The sequence below is a fragment of the Cupriavidus sp. SHE genome (assembly GCF_000812445.1).
GTDB classification, from domain to species: domain Bacteria; phylum Pseudomonadota; class Gammaproteobacteria; order Burkholderiales; family Burkholderiaceae; genus Cupriavidus; species Cupriavidus metallidurans.
In genome coordinates this window covers 1-18,171 of sequence record NZ_JWMB01000013.1, presented here as the reverse complement: position 1 = coordinate 18,171, position 18,171 = coordinate 1, and the positions used below count along the sequence as shown (strand labels likewise).

Genomic DNA, 18,171 nt, shown 5'->3' with positions numbered 1-18,171 from the left:
TCGCGGGCCATCATCACAACCAAGGGGTACTACAGTTCGCGGGGGCGCGTCTTGTTCAGGCCATCAGGTCCGACAGTGCCAGCGCCACGACCTTGGTGGCACGGTTCAGGTCGTTCAGACGCAGGTTCTCGTCCGAGTTGTGGCCGCGGGCTTCCATCAGCGTGCGCGGGCCGGCGCCGTACAGCACGGTCGGGATGCCACGGCTAGTGTAGTGGCGCGCGTCGGTGTAGAGCGGCACGCCCTGCACCGGGATCTCCACGCCGAAGACCGACTCGGCGCGTTGCTTCAGGGCACCGATCAGCTTCTCCACGCCCGGCAGTTCCGACAGCGGTTCGGCCAGGATGATGCGCTCTACCTTCACCTCGATGCCCGGACGCTCCTTGGCGGCCTTCTCCACGACGGCGCGGAGCTCGCCTTCGGCGTCGAAACCGATCTCTTCCGGAATCATGCGGCGGTCAACGCGGAACGTGACCAGGTCAGGCACCACGTTGGTGTTGATGCCACCCTTGATCAGGCCGACGTTCAGCGTGGCGGTGTCGATGCCGAGCACCTTGCTCTTGCGCGTGGCCAGTTCGGCCCGCAGGCCGTAGATCGCCTGCAGGATGTGCGTGGCAGCCTCAATCGCGTCCACGCCAGTGTGCGGCATGGCGGCGTGGCCCTGCTTGCCCTTGACCGTGACTTCCACGTGCAGGCAGCCGTTGTGGGCCGACGTAATGCCGTACGAGAAGCCGGCCGAGATTGCGTAGTCGGGCTTGGTCAGGCCTTCGTCGAGCAGGAACTTCGGACCGATGTCGCCACCGGTTTCCTCGTCATAGGTGAACTGCAGTTCGACGGTGCCGTTCAGCTTCGCGCCCTGCTTCTCGGCTTCCTGAAGCGCCAGCACAGCGTAGGCGTAGGTGGCGAAGTCCGACTTCGACACGGCCACGCCACGGCCGAACATCACCGGGCCATGTTCGCTGTCTGCGATCTCGCCGCCGTACGGGTCCTTGGTCCAGCCCAGGCCCGGAGGCACCACGTCACCGTGGGCGTTCATCGCGATGGTCGGTCCACCGTTGCCGAACGTCTTGCGCACCAACAGGTTGGTCGCGCTGATCATGCCGGCTGCACGGACCTTGTCTTCGGGCACCTTGTGGGCCTCGACCTTGAATCCCAGCCCTTCGAGCAGTTCCTTGGCGCGCTTGCCATGGGCGTCGCAATCGCCGGGGGGGTTGTCCGACGGCACCTTGACCAGCCCGGCCAGGAACGCTTCCTGTTGCGGGCGGTGTTGGTCGATATATTGCGTCAGCGTGGTTTCAACGGGATTCATGTTGTCTCGTGCGGTCATCTTCGTTATCTCTGGAGTTTTCGGGGCGACGCCGATGGCGGCGCTTATTGGGGGCGATGGAAGTGCTCGACGAAATCGGCGAACACACGCGCGGCCGTCTGGGCGTCTTCCGACGTCATGGTTTCGGTGGGGTGATGGCTGATGCCGCCGTTGCCGCAGCGAACGAACAGCATGGCCACATCGGCGATGGCGGCAATGGCCATGGCGTCATGGCCCGCGCCGGAGGGCAGGTGACGCACGGGCACGCCCTGGCGCTCCACTGCCGCGGCCCATTGGGACTGCAGCCACGGCGCGCACGGAACGCTGGCGGCTTCGTGCGTCTTGCGGATCTGCGAGCGCACGTTGCGGCGCGCGCAAACACGTTCGATTTCGGCCAGCACGTCGTTGACGGCGGCCTCGCGCTCGGCGTCATCGCCAGCGCGGATATCGATGGAAAACACCGCGCGACCCGGAACCACGTTGGTGGCACCGTTCGGCACGTTGAACTGGCCGACCGTGCCAACCAGGCCCGGCTTGCCGCCGCAGCGCTTCTCGATGAATAGGCCGATCTCCGCGCCGGCCATCGCGGCGTCGCGGCGCATATCCATCGGCACCGTGCCGGCATGGCCGGCCAGGCCTTCCAGTTCGACGATGAAGCGCGTGGCGCCGGAGATGGCGGTAACCACGCCCACGGGCAGGCCTTCGTTCAGCAGCACCGGACCTTGCTCGATGTGAACCTCGATGAAGGCCAGCACCTGGCTGCGATCGTGCTTCGCGGCGGGCAGTTGCCCGGCATCGAACCCGGCCGCGCGCATCACTTCGCGCATGGTCTTGCCCGAGTCATCGACGTTGTCGAGCACATTGGTATCGAACGTGCCCGCGATGGCGCGGCTGCCCAACAGCGTGGCCTTGAAGCGCACGCCCTCTTCCTCGGCAAACCCGACCACTTCGAGCGCAAACGGAAAGCGCTTGCCCTGGCGGTTCCACTCGGCCACACAGGCGATCGGCAGGATCACGCCGAGGTTGCCGTCGTAGCGACCGGCGTCGCGCACGGTGTCGAAGTGGGAACCCGTCAGCAACGCCGGAGCGTTTGGCGTCGTGCCTTCATAGCGGCCGATCACGTTGCCGGCTGCGTCGCGGCGCACGGTCATGCCCGCGGCTTCCATCCATTCGGTCAGCAGCGCGGCGGCGCCGTGATGGGCCTCGGTCAGATAGGTGCGGGTAAGGATGCCGGGCTGATCGGTATGAACGGCCAGGGCGTCGGCCCAGGTCATGATGCGCGTGCCGGTTTCAGCGGACAACGGCGTAGGGGTTGCTGCCATGTGTGTGTCTCTCCTGCTGGTGGTGCGTGAGCTCGGTCGAGGAAATCCTGGCGGGAGGGCCAGTCAAGGCGGGCGCCCGGTGCCGTAGCTCTATTCTGTGCGATTCATGTTAGCACAGTGAATTCAAAAATTGCATACAAAAATGATATGCACTATATTGGCCTCCACGCACCAACAATCCGCTGCGGACAATCCGGTCCGGACAAGTGGATTGCGTGGATTCCGCCTCAACAGGGGGGCTTTCCGCGCGGGATATGGCTCTCGGGCCGATTTCCCGTGGTGATGCCAGGCCCGCCGCGCATCCGCTCTCCCGCGCCATGTGACGGCAGGTAGTCCTGAATCAGATCAGGGCCGGCCAGCGACGCAAAGACGTCTCATCTGGACCGCGCCCGGCACGGAGACAACAATGCAGCAAGCCGTACCCTCGCAGCGCGCCGCTGGTGCACGCCTGCACACCCGATTCACCCGCTCCCTGTTCGGTCAGGTGCTGATCGCGCTGGTGATCGGCACCCTGCTCGGGCTGTTCTTTCCCGAGTTCGCCGCCAAGCTCAAGCCGCTGGGCGATGCCTTCATCAAGCTGATCAAGATGCTGATCGGCCCCATCGTGTTCTGCGTGGTCGTGGCTGGCATCTGCGGCGCCGGTGAGCTGAAGAAGGTCGGGCGCGTCGGCATCAAGGCCGTGGTCTATTTCGAGGTGGTCACGACCATCGCGCTGGCGCTGGGCGTGGTGCTGGCCTACGTGTTCCATCCGGGCACCGGCATGAATGTGAATCCGCGTTCGCTGGATATCTCAGCCATGTCGGCCTACATCGAATCCGCCGACAAGGTGAAGAGCGCGGGCATGGTCGATTTCCTGCTCAAGCTGATTCCGAACACGATCATGGGCGCGTTCTCCAGTGGAGACGTACTACAGGTGCTGCTGGTCTCGATCCTGTTCGGCTGCGCGCTGTCCGTCGTGGGCGAATCCGGCCGGCCGCTGGTCAGGCTGATCGACACGTTCTCGCACACGCTGTTCAAGATGATGGGCTTCATCATCAAGCTGGCGCCGCTGGGCGTGCTGGGCGCGGTGGCGTTCACCGTGGGCAAGTACGGCATCGGCTCGCTCAAGCAACTCGGGTTCCTGGTGATCCTGTTCTACGGCGCGGTGGTGATCTTCGTGGTCGGCGTGCTGGGGCTGATCATGCGGCTGTGCGGCTTCTCGGTGCTGAAGCTGATTCGCTACCTGCGTGCCGAGTTGCTGGTGGTGCTGGGCACAGCGTCGTCCGACAGCGTGCTGCCGCAGGTGATGAAGAAGCTCGAGTACATGGGCATCCGCAAGTCGGTGGTCGGCCTGGTGATTCCCACCGGCTACTCATTCAACCTCGATGCATTCTCGATCTACCTGACGCTTGCCGCGGTGTTCATCGCGCAGGCCACCAACACGCCGCTGGCGCTGGGCGACCTGCTCGGCATCCTGGCCGTGGCACTGGTCACGTCGAAGGGCGCGCACGGCATTCCCGGTTCAGCGATCGTGATCCTGGCCGCGACACTCTCCGCCCATCCGGCGATCCCCGCCATCGGCCTGGTGCTGGTGCTGTCGGTGGACTGGTTTATCGGCATCGCCCGCGCGGTGGGCAACCTGATTGGCAACTGCGTAGCCACGGTGGTGGTGGCCGCCTGGGAGCGCGACATCGACCGCGAACGGGCCCACGGCGTGCTCAATGGCACGATCCCGGCAGGTGAGCTGGAGGAAGGGCTGACGGTGCATGAGCATGGCTCCGGGGAAGTCCCGGTACCGACGCCGCTGCCGGGGGTGGCCTCGGGGCGCTAGAATCACGCACATCCCACTCTCCGCGCTGGCCTGCCAGGCGACGCGCGACACCATGCCCGAGCATATCGATCCAGACATGACCGCCGAGGCGATTGCCGACGATATCGTCGCCGCCATCGTCTCGCACCGCCTGCCGCCCGGCACCAAGCTGCGCGAGGAGGCGCTGGCCAGCGTCTATCGTGTCAGCCGCACCAAGGTTCGCGCCGCGCTGCTGATGCTGTCCAAGGACAAGGTCATCCAGATCGTGCCGGACAAGGGCGCGTTCGTGGCCAAGCCCAGCGCGGAAGAAGCACGCGAGGTGTTCACGGTGCGGCGCATCCTGGAGGCGGCACTGGCGCGCGAGTTCGTCGCCAAGGCCACGCCTGCCGACTACAAGCGCATCGAGAAACACCTGACCGCCGAACGCAAGTCGCTGGGCGGCAATGATGCCCAGACGCGTACCCGGCTGCTGGGCGATTTCCATATCGTGCTGGCCGAGGTGGTGGGCAACAGCGTGATGACCGGCATCATGCGCGAACTGTCGATGCGCAGCGCCGTGATCACGATGCTCTACCAGAGCCGCCGCGATGCGACGTGTTCATCGGACGAGCACCGCGCCTTTATCGACGCCGCGCGCGCGGGCGATGCCGAACTTGCCGTGAAGCTGATGGTCGAGCATCTGGCGCATGTGGAGGCCGCTCTGCACTTCGAGGAAGTACCGGCGGCAGCACGTGGCAAGGACCTGGTGGCCGCGTTGCTGGCCTGACGTTCGGAGCGAATGCGATAGGCTTGATCGGAGTCAAGGACGAAGAAGCGGGAGAGGCGCAATATTCACCTCGCCATGGAGTTGCGGGGGCGCACTTCATGAGCTCTCCCCGTCCTTCGCAAGAAGGACCGCCCGCAGACCGCAATGGCTGCGGGCTTTTTCTTTTGGGGATCCAGTTTTGCGGACCTGGTTCCGCGCTGACGGCGCCAGAGCGCCGGAGCGCCAACGCTTCAAACCCCTCAGACCCTGCCGCTCCAATACCCCGGCTTTGCAAACGCCTGTTTCAAGTGCTCGATGAAGAAGCGGATCTTGGCCGGCACCGGCCGCTGCTGAGGGTACACCGCGAGGATGTCGTAATCCGGCAGCGCGTACTCGTCGAGTACCGTGATCAACTCCCCACTTTCCAGTTGCGGCAGGATCTCCCACGTCGAACGCCAGCCCAGTCCCAGGCTCTCGCCAGTCCAGCGATGCAATAGCTCGCCGTCGTTGCAGTCGAGATTGCCGTTCACGCGCACCGTCACGGTCTTACCGTTTTGCTGGAAGTACCAGCCACGCTGCTGCCCGCCTTGCAGGTTGAACGCGAGGCAGTTGTGCTTCTCCAGATCCTCGAGCGTGTGCGGCACGCCGTGCCTGGCAAAGTACGCGGGCGTGCCGCATACAACGCGCTTGTTGGTCGCCAGCTTGATCGCCACGAAGTTCGGGTCGATCGCGCCCCCGATGCGGATGCCGACGTCATAGCCCTCGCGCACCAGATCCACCACGCGGTCGGTCAGGTTGAATGAAATCTGCACCTCGGGATTGGCGGCGAGAAAGGCCGGCGCGTGCGGCGCCACGTGCTTGCGCCCGAATGCGGCCGGTGCCGACACGATCAGGTGACCGGTGGCCTTGTGCTTGCCTTCGGCAATCAGCATCTCGGCGCGGTCCAGGTCGGCCAGCGCCTTCTTGCACTGCTCCATGAACGCGGCGCCCTGCTCGGTCACCACAATGCGGCGCGTGGAGCGATGCAGCAGCTTGACGCCGATGCGTGCCTCCAGCGCGTTGATGCGCCGGCCGATCATGACCGGCGTGACGTTCTGCGTCAGCGCGGCGGCGGCCATGCTGCCGTGTTCGACCACGGCGATGAATGCTTCGATCTGTTTGAGTTTGTCCATGCCAGCCCAGCTAAATGTCTCCTGCCGGCACATTGTGAGGCATTGGAGCCATATCGCGCATCCCCGGGGCGCTATGACGCCCATCCGGCCCACCGATCGTCACGCCCCGGAAGCCCGGCACTGGACGACCGCTACGGCTGACGCTGCCGGTTCACGGCCTCGTTGATTTCCGCCGCTTCACCCAGCACGTGGGCCAGCCGGCGCAGCGGGGCGCTGCATTGCAACTGGGCGAACAACGCCAGGGCGCATCCAGCCACCAACACTGCGCCGTAGATCGCCACGAGCGCCGGGACGCCGCCGGGTGCCATGACCGCCACACCGTCGGCCAGGATCACTGCGGCGGGCCCGATGGCCAGGACCAGCGCCATGGTGCGGGCGCTGGCGTCCCAGAGCCGTGCCTGCAGCACCACGCGACGCTGGCGGGCGCGGAGCTGGAGCGCAGGAATGCGGCCAAGGCGTAACAGCAGCGCGTTCTCGACCTCGCTTTGGGTATCGAGCCGACGCGTCAGCCAGCGAAGCGGATGCTGCAACGCAGCACGGCGATCAAGCAGCCTGATCACCCATGCGCCGACGTAGAACACCCCGCAAACGGCCAGCAGCACGTGAAAAGCCTGCGGAAGCCACGCCGGCGGCACCTGCGCAAGCACCCGGTGCCACCACACCAGCGCGCCGCCGGCGACCAGCATCGGTACCAGCGCCAGGACAAAGCCGGCCCACAACACCGTGGCCAGACGGCTCTCGGCGGCCGGTCCGGCCTGCGGAGAGGCCTGGAGCGCTTCAATCAATTCGTAGGTGGTCGGCAGCCGCGAGTACATGACAGAGCAAGGGCGATTCCAAACCTGTCATTTTGGCCCGATGGCGGCGCGACCGAAAGCCCGCGACGGCACCAGATTGCGCCGAACCCCTCGCCATGGGGGATCCGGCGAAGGTCTCGAACACATACTGCATCGCTCACATTCGACGCTCGATGCTGCGGCATTACTAACCGCAAGTATCGAATCAACTGATCTCCCTTCTGTTTATCCACAGGCCGGTGCGGGCATAGCATCAGACCCAGAACAAATCCCACCCATTGTTTTGAATCGTATTGGAGACAGACATGCCGAAGATGAGAGCAGTCGACGCGGCCATCGCCGTACTGGAAAAGGAAGGCATCACCACCGCGTTCGGCGTGCCCGGCGCCGCCATCAACCCGTTCTACTCGGCCATGCGCCGTGCCGGCTCGATCCGCCACCTGCTGGCGCGCCACGTGGAAGGCGCCTCGCACATGGCCGAGGGCTACACCCGTGCCGAGCCGGGCAACATCGGCCTCTGCATCGGCACGTCGGGCCCCGCCGGCACGGACATGATCACGGGCCTGTACTCGGCCTGGGCGGATTCGATCCCCATTCTCTGCATCACCGGCCAGGCGCCGCGCGCCCGTCTGTACAAGGAAGATTTCCAGGCCGTCGATATCGAGTCGATCGCCAAGCCGGTGACCAAGTGGGCCGTGACCGTGCGTGAGCCGGCGCTGGTGCCGCAGGTGTTCCAGCAGGCGTTCCACCTGATGCGTTCGGGCCGCCCGGGTCCGGTGCTGATCGACCTGCCGTTCGACGTGCAGGTGGCCGAGATCGAATTCGATCCCGAAACGTACCAACCGCTGCAACCGTACAAGCCGGCCGCCTCGCGCGCCCAGATCGAGAAGGCCATCTCGATGCTGAACCAGGCCGAGCGTCCGCTGATCGTCTGCGGCGGCGGCGTGATCAACGCCAACGCGTCGGAACTGCTGGTCGAGTTCGCCGAGCTGGTCAATGTGCCCGTGGTGCCCACGCTGATGGGCTGGGGCGTGCTGGCCGACGACCACCCGCTGCAAGCCGGCATGGTGGGCCTGCAGACCTCGCACCGTTACGGCAACGCCACGCTGCTCGCCTCGGACTTCGTGATGGGCATCGGCAACCGCTGGGCCAACCGTCACACCGGCAGCGTCGACGTCTACACCAAGGGCCGCAAGTTCGTGCACGTCGACATCGAGCCCACGCAGATCGGTCGCGTGTTCGGCCCTGACCTCGGCATCGTCTCGGACGCCAAGGCCGCACTGGAACAGTTCGTCGAAGTGGCCCGCGAAATGAAGATGGCCGGCCGCCTGCCGTGCCGCAAGGCGTGGGTGGCCGACGTGCAGAAGCGCCGCCGCACGATGAAGCGCAAGAGCGACTTCGACAACGTGCCGGTCAAGCCGCAGCGCGTGTACCGCGAGATGAACCAGTACTTCCCGCGCGACGTGCGCTACGTGACGACGATCGGCCTGTCGCAGATCGCCGCCGCGCAGTTCCTGTCCGTGAACCAGCCGCGCCACTGGATCAACTGCGGCCAGGCAGGCCCGCTGGGCTGGACCATTCCCGCCGCCATCGGCGTGAAGACCGCCTCGCCGAACTCGGACATCGTGGCGATCTCGGGTGACTACGACTTCCAGTTCATGATCGAGGAACTGGCCGTGGCCGCGCAATTCAAGGTGCCGTACATCCACGTGGTGGTGAACAACTCGTACCTGGGCCTGATCCGTCAGGCGCAGCGCAACTTCGAGATGGACTACTGCGTGCAGCTCGCGTTCGACAACATCAACGCGCCCGAGCTGGAAGGCTATGGCGTGGACCACGTGAAGGTCGTGGAAGGTCTCGGCTGCAAGGCAATCCGCGTGTTCAAGCCCGAAGACATCGCACCGGCCTTTGCCGAAGCGCGCGACCTGATGGCCGAGTTCTCGGTACCGGTAGTGGTCGAGGTGATCCTCGAGCGCGTCACCAACATCGCGATGGGTACCGAGATCGACAACATCAACGAGTTCGAGCCGATCGAGGACCTCGAGGATGCCGTGGACGCCGATTCGGCGATCCTGGTCGAAGAGACCACGGCCTGAGTACTGAGTACCGCTTCCCCGTAGTACGCCACCCTGCCCCGCTCCACCGGGGTGGGTGTGGCGGTTTTTCCCAGACACCGAGAGAGACAAACAATGCCAAAGCTCGCAGCAAACCTGACGATGCTGTTTAATGAAGTCGGCTTCCTGGACCGCTTCGAGGCCGCCGCCCGCGCCGGATTCCGTGGCGTGGAGTTCCTGTTTCCGTACGCGTTTCACGCCGACCAGATCGCCGATCGCCTGAACCGCTTCCAGCTCGACCTCGTGCTGCACAACCTGCCCGCCGGAAAGTGGGAAGCGGGTGAACGCGGTATCGCCTGCCACCCGGACCGCGTGGGCGAATTCCAGGACGGCGTGGGCGAAGCCATCAAGTACGCGAAGGTACTGGGCGTGCGCCAGTTGAACTGCCTGGTCGGCATCCTGCCGCAGAACGTGAAGCGCGAACAGGCGCAGGAAACGCTGGTGGAAAACCTGCGTTTCGCGGCCAATGCGCTGGCGCAGGAACATATCGATCTGCTGGTCGAACCGATCAACACGTTCGACATCCCCGGCTTCTTCCTGTCGCGCACGCAGCAGGCGATCGACCTGATTGGTCAGGTCAACGCGCCCAACCTCTACGTGCAGTACGACATCTATCACATGCAGCGCATGGAGGGCGAGATCGCCAATACGATCCGCGCCAACCTGCCGAAGATCAAGCACGTGCAGCTTGCCGACAACCCCGGCCGCAACGAGCCCGGCACCGGCGAGATCAATTACCAGTACCTATTCCGCTTCCTCGACGAGATCGGCTACCAGGGCTGGATCGGCTGCGAATACAAGCCGAAGACCACCACCGAAGCCGGCCTGGGCTGGCGCGCGGCGCACGGCGTTTGAGCCGGCGTTCCGCTGAAATCCGAATCGAATTCTTTCTACTGACTGGAGACAAACATGGCAAACCAACGCAACGTCGGCTTTATCGGCCTGGGCATCATGGGCGCGCCGATGGCGGGTCACCTGCGCGCCGCTGGCCACACGCTGTTCGTGCATGACGTGAACCCGGCACCGCAGTTCCTGGTGGACGCAGGCGTCACCGTCTGCACCAGCGCCGAGGAAGTGGCCAAGCGTGCCGACATCGTGATCGTGATGGTGCCGGACACCCCGCACGTCGAAGCCGTGCTGTTCGGCGAAAAGGGTGTTGCCGCCGCCTTCAAGGCAGCCGGCAAGGAAGCCAGCTACAGCAAGATCGTCGTGGACATGAGCTCGATCTCGCCGATCGCCACGAAGGACTTCGCCGCGCGCATCAACAAGCTCGGCGCCTCGTACCTTGACGCACCGGTGTCGGGTGGTGAAGTGGGCGCCAAGGCCGCAACGCTGACGATCATGGTCGGTGGCCCGGCGGAAGCGTTCGATCAGGTCAAGCCGCTGTTCGAACTGATGGGCAAGAACATCACGCTGGTGGGCGGCAACGGCGACGGCCAAACCACCAAGGTGGCCAACCAGATCATCGTGGCGTTGAACATCCAGGCCGTGTCCGAAGCGCTGCTGTTCGCGTCGAAGGCTGGTGCCGATCCGGCAAAGGTGCGTCAGGCGCTGATGGGTGGCTTCGCGGCTTCGCGCATCCTGGAAGTGCATGGCGAGCGCATGGTCAAGCGCACCTTCGATCCGGGCTTCCGCATCGAACTGCACCAGAAGGACCTGAACCTGGCGCTGCAAGGCGCCAAGGCGCTGGGCGTATCGCTGCCGAACACGTCGACCGCTCAGGAGCTGTTCAACGCGTGCGCCGCGAACGGCTTCGGCAAGCTCGATCACTCGGCACTGTGCCGCGCGATCGAAATCATGTCGAACCACGAGATCGCCAAGGGCGCGAAGTAAGCCCTCCCGCGGCCGCCCTGCCTGACGGCGGGCGGCCGCGTCGATTGTTGTCCTTGTTTTTCTGCTTGCGTTTCATTTCAGGACCCACATGTTTGCCACCGACGCCACCGCCGCCCTGCTGTCGCCGCAGCGCCAGGCCGGCACGCCCGACTATCGCGACGCTTCTCAAGCCCGCGCGCTGCTGCGCGATCTGTTCGATACGGCCGTCTCGGCCGTGAGCGCGACGCATTGCCTGCCGCCGCATTTGCCACAACCGCCGAAGGGACGCACCGTTGTGATCGGCGCGGGCAAGGCCGCCGCCGCGATGGCGCAGGCAGTAGAGGCGAACTGGAAGGGCGAACTGTCGGGGCTGGTGGTCACGCGCTATGGCCATGGCGCCGATTGCCAGCGCATCGAAGTCGTCGAGGCCGCGCACCCGGTGCCTGACGCCGCGGGCCAGCAGGCCGCGCAGCGCATGGTGGAACTGGTGCAGGGACTGACCGCCGACGACCTCGTGCTGTGCCTGATCTCCGGTGGCGGCTCCGCCCTGCTCGCGGCACCCGCGCCGGGCATCACGCTGGCGGACAAGCAGGCCGTGAACAAGGCGCTGCTGCGCAGCGGCGCGAGCATCGGCGAGATGAACTGCGTGCGCAAGCACCTGTCCGCGCTCAAGGGTGGCCGCCTGGCTCTGGCCTGCGCACCCGCGCGTGTCGAGACGTTGCTGATTTCCGATATTCCGGGCGATGACCCCACCCTGATCGCCAGCGGCCCAACGCTGCCGGACGCCACCACTTGCGCGGATGCGCTCGCGGTCATCGCCAAGTACAACATCGATGTGCCCGCCAACGTGCGCGCGCATCTGGAGAGCGGCGCGGGTGAAACGCCGAAGCCCGGCGACGCCCGTTTCGAAGGTCATCGCAACGTGACGCTGGCAAGCGCCCAACAGTCGCTCGAAGCGGCCGCCGCACGCGCACGCGAACTCGGCCTGACCGCGCACATCCTGTCCGACAGCATCGAAGGCGAAGCACGCGACGTGGCCGAAGTCCACGCGGCGATCGCGCGCCAGATCGTCGCGCATGGCCAGCCGTTCGAGAAGCCGTGCGTGATCCTGTCCGGCGGCGAGACGACGGTGACGGTGCGAGGCAATGGCCGTGGCGGTCGCAATGCCGAGTTCCTGCTGTCGCTGGCGGTGTCGCTCGACGGCCTGCCCGGCGTGCACGCGATCGCTTGTGACACGGATGGCATCGACGGCTCCGAAGACAATGCCGGCGCGCTGCTTGGCCCCGATTCGCTGACGCGCGCCGTGGCACGCGGCCTGTCTGCCCGCGCGCATCTGGACAACAACGACGGGTATGGATTCTTCGCCGGCATCGACGACCTGATTGTCACCGGCCCGACCCGTACCAACGTGAACGATTTCCGCGCGATCCTGATCATCTGATCGCGCCCTGCAAGGAACGAGGAAGAGAGGAGACACTCATGAGACGCCAGCGCAAAGCCAAGATCGTGGCCACACTGGGCCCGGCCAGCACGGACATCGCGGTCATCCGCCAACTGTTCGATGCCGGGGCCGACGTGTTCCGGCTGAACTTCAGCCACGGCACGCACGAGGACCACCGCGCGCGCTATGACGCCGTGCGTCAGGTGGAAGCTGAGACCGGCCGTCCGATCGCGATCCTGGCCGACCTGCAGGGCCCGAAACTGCGCATCGGCACGTTCGCGGCCGGCAAGGTGGCCGTGAGCGCCGGCGACACGTTCGTCCTCGACAGCGACCCGACGCCGGGCGATGCGAAGCGCGTCTACCTGCCCCACCCCGAACTGTTCAAGGCCGCCAACGCGGGCCAGTCGCTGCTGATCGACGACGGCAAGGTACGCCTGAACATCGAATCGGTGGCCAGCGGCAGCATCACCACGCGCGTGGCCAACAATGGCACGCTGTCCGACCGCAAGGGCGTGAACGTGCCCGACGCAGTGATCCCGATCCCCGCGCTGACCGAAAAGGATCGCAAGGACCTGGCCTTCGCACTGGAACTTGGCGCCGACTGGATTGCGCTGTCGTTCGTGCAGCGCCCGTCGGACATCCTCGAAGCGCGCGAACTGATCGGCACGCGTGCCGGCGTGCTGTCGAAGATCGAGAAGCCAGCCGCGTTGCAGCAGCTTGAGGAAATCGTACGGGTGTCGGATGCAGTGATGGTCGCGCGTGGTGACCTCGGCGTGGAACTGCCGCCCGAGCGCGTGCCGGGTGTGCAGAAGCGCATCCTGCGCATCTGCCGCCAGCTCGGCAAGCCGATCGTGATCGCCACGCAGATGCTCGAGTCGATGATCGACTCGCCAGTGCCGACGCGCGCCGAAGCGTCAGACGTGGCGAGTGCGATCTATGACGGCGCCGATGCCGTGATGCTGTCGGCCGAATCGGCCAATGGCCGTCATCCGGTGGCCGCTGTCTCGATCATGAATCGCATCATCACCGAGGTCGAGAACGATCCGCTCTACCGCAACATGATCGACGCCCAGCACGAGGCACCGCTCTCCACGCGCCAGGACGCAATCTGCGCCGCGCTGCGCGAGGTCACGCAGATCATCGGCGCGAAGGCCACGGTGACGTACACGTCGTCCGGCGCCACCGCGCTGCGCGCGGCACGTGAGCGGCCATGCGCGCCGATCGTCAGCATCACGCCGAACCTGGAGATCGCGCGTCGGCTGGCCATCACCTGGGGGGTGCATTCGACTGTCAGCCCGGACGTGCAGAGCGTCGACGAAATGGTCGAGGCTGCCGCGCGCGCCGCGCTGGTGGAAGGCTATGCCGCACCGGGCGACCAGATCACCATCGCGGCCGGGATGCCATTTGGCCAGGGCGGCACGACCAACCTGCTGCGCGTGGCAGAGGTGGGTACGGAAGTGGCCGGGCTGGACATCGGCAAGGTGCCGGCTGCCGAGGCGGTTTGATGCGCTGAATCGCTCCCCCATCCCGCTTACGTCACGTGGGAAAGGGGTCGGGGGAGCAGGCGGGCGAAGCACATTGCCGGCTACGCAGGATTTCCCTTTGGCTACCAGGCTGACCCCCTGCTCGCCGGCCGCCCACGCCCTTATCAGCCCGCTTGTCGCCTGGTGCGCGGGCGGCTTCCCTTTTTCGAGGTAACGAATTCTGAACGGTGCGCTGGGCGTCAGGTGCCGTTGCTATACTCCACCGGCATCGGGCAGCCGAAGCGCGGCTGCCGCCATACATGACCCGACGGAGCCCCCATGCGTCTCGATGACGAAGCCGAAAGCCAGAACGTAGAAGATCGCCGCGGCGGTGGCTACGGCGGAGGCGGAGGGTTCGGACTGCCGATCGGCGGCAAGTCGATCGGTATCGGCACGATCGTCATTGCGCTGGCCGCTTCATATTTCTTCGGCATCGACCCCTCGCTGATTTTCCAGGGCGCATCGGTCGTCCAGAACCAGCAGCAACAGGCACCGCAGTCCCAGGCACATCGCCCGCCCGCCAACGACCAGCTGACGGTTTTCACCCGCAAGGTGCTCGGCAACACCGAGCGCACGTGGGAACACATCTTCGAAACCGACCTGAACCGCCGTTACGCGCCACCGAAACTGGTGCTGTTCTCCGGCGCCACGCAAACCGCCTGCGGTACTGGCCAGTCCGCCATGGGTCCGTTCTATTGCCCGGGTGACCAGAAGGTCTATATCGACCTGTCCTTCTATGACGAACTGCGTCAGCGCTTCGGCGCCGGTGGTGATTTCGCGCAGGCATATGTGATCGCGCATGAGATCGGCCACCATGTGCAGAATCTGCTCGGCGTCTCGGAAAAGGTGGATGCGGCACGTCGCCGCATGAACGAGGCGCAGGCCAACCAGCTTTCGGTACGCATGGAATTGCAGGCCGATTGCCTGGCAGGCGTGTGGGCTGCCAACGCGCAGAAGCTGAACCAGCAGTTGCTGGAACCCGGCGATATCGAGCAAGGCCTGAAGGCTGCCGCCGCAATCGGCGACGACCGGCTGCAGCGTCAGTCACAGGGCTACGTGGTGCCTGAAGCCTTCACGCATGGCACGAGCGAGCAGCGTGTGCGCTGGCTGCGTCAGGGACTGACGACCGGCGATATCCGCAAGTGCGACACATTTGCCGCGCGGCAACTCTAGATCACTTCGGGAAGGACTGCAGACACTGCCGAGGGGGAAAAATCACCTGCGCGACGGAGAGAGATGGAGGAGGTCGGTCGCGCAGGTGGGAGAGAAACCTTTGAGCTGGCGGCCACCGGAGTGGCCGCCACGGTCCATGAGGACCGGATGCGTCAGACGCTGTAGCCGTAGAGCTCGCCGCCGTTGCGCGAGTTGTCGAGCGACGAAGCGGAGATCTCGCCGCTGAATGCGTGGGCGCCTTCGCTGAAGCTATCGAACTTGCCCTGGCGGGTGCCTTCGCTATACGGGTCGAACTTGCTGGCGCGTTGTCCGTCGGTATAGAAGTCGTACTTGCCGATCTTCGCGCCGTCGGAATACACATCGAACTTGCCCACTCGGGCGGCGTCCGCATAGACATCGAATTTGCCGGCCTTCTTGGTGGCGGCGGGAGCGGCTATCGCGGCCGAGGCGGCAAATGCAGCCAGCACGAATGCGCCGCCAAGGATACGTTTGGCGTTCATCTGGGACTCCTTCAACTGATTCACAACTTTCTTATGGATACAGCTGACTTCTGCCCGGATACGCCATCTCTGTGGCGATCGAGCACGGACTGAAGGTTAGTGGCTCAACGAACCAGGAGAAATAGCGCTGCGACGAATGGTGCGTTGCACGCCGTGAAACGCTGAAGATCTGGATGAACGGAAGGGATTGCCTGACCGAACGGTGCATACCGTTCGGTACTGCCAGGCGGCGCGGCTACCCGCGCGCGCCGCTTCGGGCGCACGGTGGGTAGCTGGCCGGGGGAAGGATCAAAGCGTGAACTGGCCGCTGGCCTCGGGCTGGAACGCGATCTCCACGATGGTCACGCGTTGCGCGCGGCCGTCGGGCAGGCGGTAGTCGACCGTGTCCCCGGAGCGGGCGCCCAGCAGTGCCTGGCCAATCGGCGACAGCACCGATAACCGGCCAGTGGCCAGATCGGCATCGTCCGGGTACACCAGGGTCCAGTCACGCGGCTTGGCCTCGCCTTCGAGCGCACAAACCACACGTGAATTCATCGTCACGACGTCCTTCGGGATCGCGTCGGGCGACACAATGGCCGCGCGCTCCAGTAGTGCATCCAGCATCTCGTCGAGTTCGGCGGTGCCGGCACGGCTGGCGATTCCCTCGAGGCGCGTGACGTCGAGTTCGGTCAGGTAAAGGGTTGCCGGGCGCGACGGCGCGGCGGTCGTGTTTTTGGTCTTGGCCATGGCAATGCCTCTCACGGAAGTGAAATCCAGAATCGATTGGCCGGCGCAACTTCACGCGCGCCGGACGGACACAGCTTGGTAATGCAGCGAATGCAGCAACTAGTTCGGCACCGGATCACGCGGCAACTGGCGAGGCCTGGTGCTGCGTGTGAATGCGGGGGTACGTGCTGGCTCGGGCCCGGTTCGGCGCCGGGCCTTCTGCTGGTTCAGGAAGGGGATCGGTTAGGCCGGGAACCGGGCTGGATCAAGCGGGGCGTTGATCCAGCGGCTGGCGTCGATGGGCGCCGGCATCACGCGCGCGCGCGCCGGTCGCTGGAAGCGAACCATGACGGAGACGGCGAGCAGTAGATGACGGGACATCGTTGGGAAATCTCTGAGTTACAGGTAAGTCACCGAAGCGACCAGCGGCCATCGTAGCACAGCCAGCGGGCAACGGTCCGAATCGAAGCGTGGGGGCGGAATGCCCATGTTTCGGCTTGCCACCCGCCTTATTGCGAGATGTTGCGAGATCGGCGTGACGATGCCGTCCCGCTGCACCCTAGTGTCGTGGGTGGCACTCGCAGGCCGCGCCCTCGGCTGCCTGCTGCAGGTTCTGCAGGATGCCGCACTCGCTGGCCGGATGCGGATTTGGGTTCTCGCAGGTATGGCGCAGCGTGCGCAACTGACCTTCCAGCGCTTCCAGCGAAACACGCTGGGCGTGGATCTGCTCGATCTGGCGGTCCAACAGCGTATTGATGTCGTCGCACGCGAGTGACGGATTGCGCTGGAAGTCGCGCAGCTTGCGCACGTCGGCCAGGCTCATGCCCAGCGAGCGGCAGTGGCGCACGAAGTTGAGCTGGACGAGGTGCCCGTCGCCATAGCGGCGATAGCCGTTGTCCTCGCGCTGCGGTGCGTCCAGCAGCCCTTCACGTTCGTAATAGCGGATGGTCTCGATGTCGCAGCCACTGTGGCGGGACAGTTCGCCGATACGCATGGTCAGTGCCTCCACGATGCCAGATCCCTGTAGTAATTACAGGGTTACCGCAGAAGTGTAGCCCAATCAGGCTGAACCTGCAGAGGCGGGGCCACGCGCTGCATCGCGCACATGCCATTGCGCCGGCGCCAGTTCGGCCACGATGGCTTCGATACCCCGGTGGGGCTGCGCCGCACCGCACATGAAGATATCCACAGCCGCGAAACCATATTCCGGCCAGGTATGGATGCTGATGTGCGACTCCTTGAGCAGCAGCACGCCCGTGACACCGAGGCCGGGGCCGAAATGCTGGAACCGCGCATCGACCGGCGTGGCGCCAGACACCCGGGCGGCATCGTAAAGCACGCGCTCGATCAGCACGGCATCGGTGAGCCGCGCAGCGGTCACGCCCTGCATGTCGAGCAGCAGGTGGCGGCCGAGAACCGGTGGGCAGGCAAGCGTCGGTGCATTCATGGCGATCGTCTCACCGGACTACTTGTGACCGGCGCCCGAAGACCAGCCGCCGCCCGAGCCGCCGTATCCGCCGGAGCCACTCCAGCCGCGAGCCGACGACGATCCACCGGACGTACTGCCCGCCGACCCCAGCGTGTAGAACGTGACACCGAACAGCACGATCAATCCGTAGACAAGAAACAAAAAGCGCACAGCTCAGTCCCCTCCCCCGATATGCCCCGAAAACGCCTGCACGGTCCAGATCGGCAGCCAGAGCAACACCGTGCCCAGCAGAAGCCCGGCCATTCCGGCACCGCCGAAGAACGAGATCGGCAGGGTCAGCAGCCCCAAC

General features: G+C 65.2%; 18 protein-coding genes. 8 read left to right on the top strand and 10 right to left on the bottom strand.

Going from position 1 to position 18,171, the window contains the following annotated elements:
- Positions 1–55: 55 nt before the first annotated feature.
- Together RN01_RS06565 and RN01_RS06560 are read right to left on the bottom strand one after the other, a co-directional pair.
- Positions 56–1,306 (bottom strand): M20/M25/M40 family metallo-hydrolase, encoded by a 1,251-nt coding sequence (locus RN01_RS06565; protein ID WP_017510787.1) that lies wholly within the window; start codon positions 1,304–1,306, stop codon positions 56–58.
- A 62-nt stretch (positions 1,307–1,368) separates the two neighbouring features.
- Positions 1,369–2,625 (bottom strand): allantoate amidohydrolase, encoded by a 1,257-nt coding sequence (locus tag RN01_RS06560; protein ID WP_008646144.1) that lies wholly within the window; start codon positions 2,623–2,625, stop codon positions 1,369–1,371.
- A gap of 406 nt (positions 2,626–3,031) precedes the next feature.
- Here RN01_RS06560 and RN01_RS06555 point away from each other — a divergent pair, with 406 nt between their 5' ends.
- Both RN01_RS06555 and RN01_RS06550 read left to right on the top strand, forming a co-directional pair.
- On the top strand, positions 3,032–4,435 hold the full coding sequence (locus RN01_RS06555) for a C4-dicarboxylate transporter DctA (protein WP_017510786.1): 1,404 nt from the start codon (positions 3,032–3,034) through the stop codon (positions 4,433–4,435).
- Positions 4,436–4,487: 52 nt separating this feature from the next.
- Positions 4,488–5,180 (top strand): GntR family transcriptional regulator, encoded by a 693-nt coding sequence (locus tag RN01_RS06550; protein WP_008646146.1) that lies wholly within the window; start codon positions 4,488–4,490, stop codon positions 5,178–5,180.
- 239 nt (positions 5,181–5,419) lie between these two features.
- Here the strand turns inward: RN01_RS06550 and RN01_RS06545 are convergent, their stop codons facing one another.
- Positions 5,420–6,331 carry a LysR family transcriptional regulator gene (locus tag RN01_RS06545; protein ID WP_008646147.1) on the bottom strand — a complete coding sequence of 304 codons (912 nt, stop codon included), beginning with the start codon at positions 6,329–6,331 and terminating at the stop codon, positions 5,420–5,422.
- 131 nt (positions 6,332–6,462) lie between these two features.
- Entirely contained in the window at positions 6,463–7,146 is a 684-nt protein-coding gene (locus RN01_RS06540; RefSeq protein ID WP_017510785.1) for a hypothetical protein, read from the bottom strand.
- 284 nt (positions 7,147–7,430) lie between these two features.
- On the opposite strand from RN01_RS06540, the gene gcl reads away from it, so the two are divergent.
- From gcl to RN01_RS06510, 6 genes are all read left to right on the top strand, one after another.
- The gene (gene gcl / locus RN01_RS06535) at positions 7,431–9,221 is read left to right on the top strand and encodes a glyoxylate carboligase (RefSeq protein ID WP_008646149.1); all 1,791 of its coding nucleotides are present in this window, start codon (positions 7,431–7,433) and stop codon (positions 9,219–9,221) included.
- Positions 9,222–9,314: 93 nt separating this feature from the next.
- Positions 9,315–10,094 (top strand): hydroxypyruvate isomerase, encoded by a 780-nt coding sequence (gene hyi / locus RN01_RS06530; protein WP_008646150.1) that lies wholly within the window; start codon positions 9,315–9,317, stop codon positions 10,092–10,094.
- Positions 10,095–10,148: 54 nt separating this feature from the next.
- Positions 10,149–11,072 carry a 2-hydroxy-3-oxopropionate reductase gene (glxR, locus tag RN01_RS06525; RefSeq protein WP_011517881.1) on the top strand — a complete coding sequence of 308 codons (924 nt, stop codon included), beginning with the start codon at positions 10,149–10,151 and terminating at the stop codon, positions 11,070–11,072.
- Positions 11,073–11,160: 88 nt separating this feature from the next.
- Positions 11,161–12,492, top strand: a complete 1,332-nt coding sequence (locus tag RN01_RS06520; protein WP_017510784.1) for a glycerate kinase — start codon at positions 11,161–11,163, stop codon at positions 12,490–12,492.
- A 38-nt stretch (positions 12,493–12,530) separates the two neighbouring features.
- A complete protein-coding gene (pyk, locus tag RN01_RS06515) occupies positions 12,531–13,997 on the top strand; it encodes a pyruvate kinase (RefSeq protein ID WP_008646154.1) in 1,467 nt (488 codons plus the stop codon).
- 297 nt (positions 13,998–14,294) lie between these two features.
- Positions 14,295–15,188 carry a neutral zinc metallopeptidase gene (locus RN01_RS06510; RefSeq protein WP_024569550.1) on the top strand — a complete coding sequence of 298 codons (894 nt, stop codon included), beginning with the start codon at positions 14,295–14,297 and terminating at the stop codon, positions 15,186–15,188.
- A gap of 152 nt (positions 15,189–15,340) precedes the next feature.
- Here RN01_RS06510 and RN01_RS06505 read toward each other — a convergent pair whose 3' ends face one another.
- From RN01_RS06505 to RN01_RS34260, 6 genes are all read right to left on the bottom strand, one after another.
- Positions 15,341–15,688 carry a hypothetical protein gene (locus tag RN01_RS06505; RefSeq protein ID WP_017513171.1) on the bottom strand — a complete coding sequence of 116 codons (348 nt, stop codon included), beginning with the start codon at positions 15,686–15,688 and terminating at the stop codon, positions 15,341–15,343.
- 288 nt (positions 15,689–15,976) lie between these two features.
- Positions 15,977–16,414, bottom strand: coding sequence for a nucleoside diphosphate kinase regulator (gene rnk, locus RN01_RS06500; protein WP_011517885.1), 438 nt, complete (start codon positions 16,412–16,414; stop codon positions 15,977–15,979).
- Positions 16,415–16,636: 222 nt separating this feature from the next.
- Positions 16,637–16,774 (bottom strand): hypothetical protein, encoded by a 138-nt coding sequence (locus RN01_RS34265; protein ID WP_008646160.1) that lies wholly within the window; start codon positions 16,772–16,774, stop codon positions 16,637–16,639.
- A gap of 178 nt (positions 16,775–16,952) precedes the next feature.
- The gene (locus tag RN01_RS06495; protein WP_008646161.1) at positions 16,953–17,387 is read right to left on the bottom strand and encodes a Cd(II)/Pb(II)-responsive transcriptional regulator; all 435 of its coding nucleotides are present in this window, start codon (positions 17,385–17,387) and stop codon (positions 16,953–16,955) included.
- Positions 17,388–17,453: 66 nt separating this feature from the next.
- Positions 17,454–17,840 carry an adenosylmethionine decarboxylase gene (gene speD / locus RN01_RS06490; protein ID WP_011517887.1) on the bottom strand — a complete coding sequence of 129 codons (387 nt, stop codon included), beginning with the start codon at positions 17,838–17,840 and terminating at the stop codon, positions 17,454–17,456.
- 18 nt (positions 17,841–17,858) lie between these two features.
- Entirely contained in the window at positions 17,859–18,032 is a 174-nt protein-coding gene (locus RN01_RS34260; protein ID WP_017513169.1) for a hypothetical protein, read from the bottom strand.
- Between the last annotated feature and the right edge of the window lie 139 nt (positions 18,033–18,171).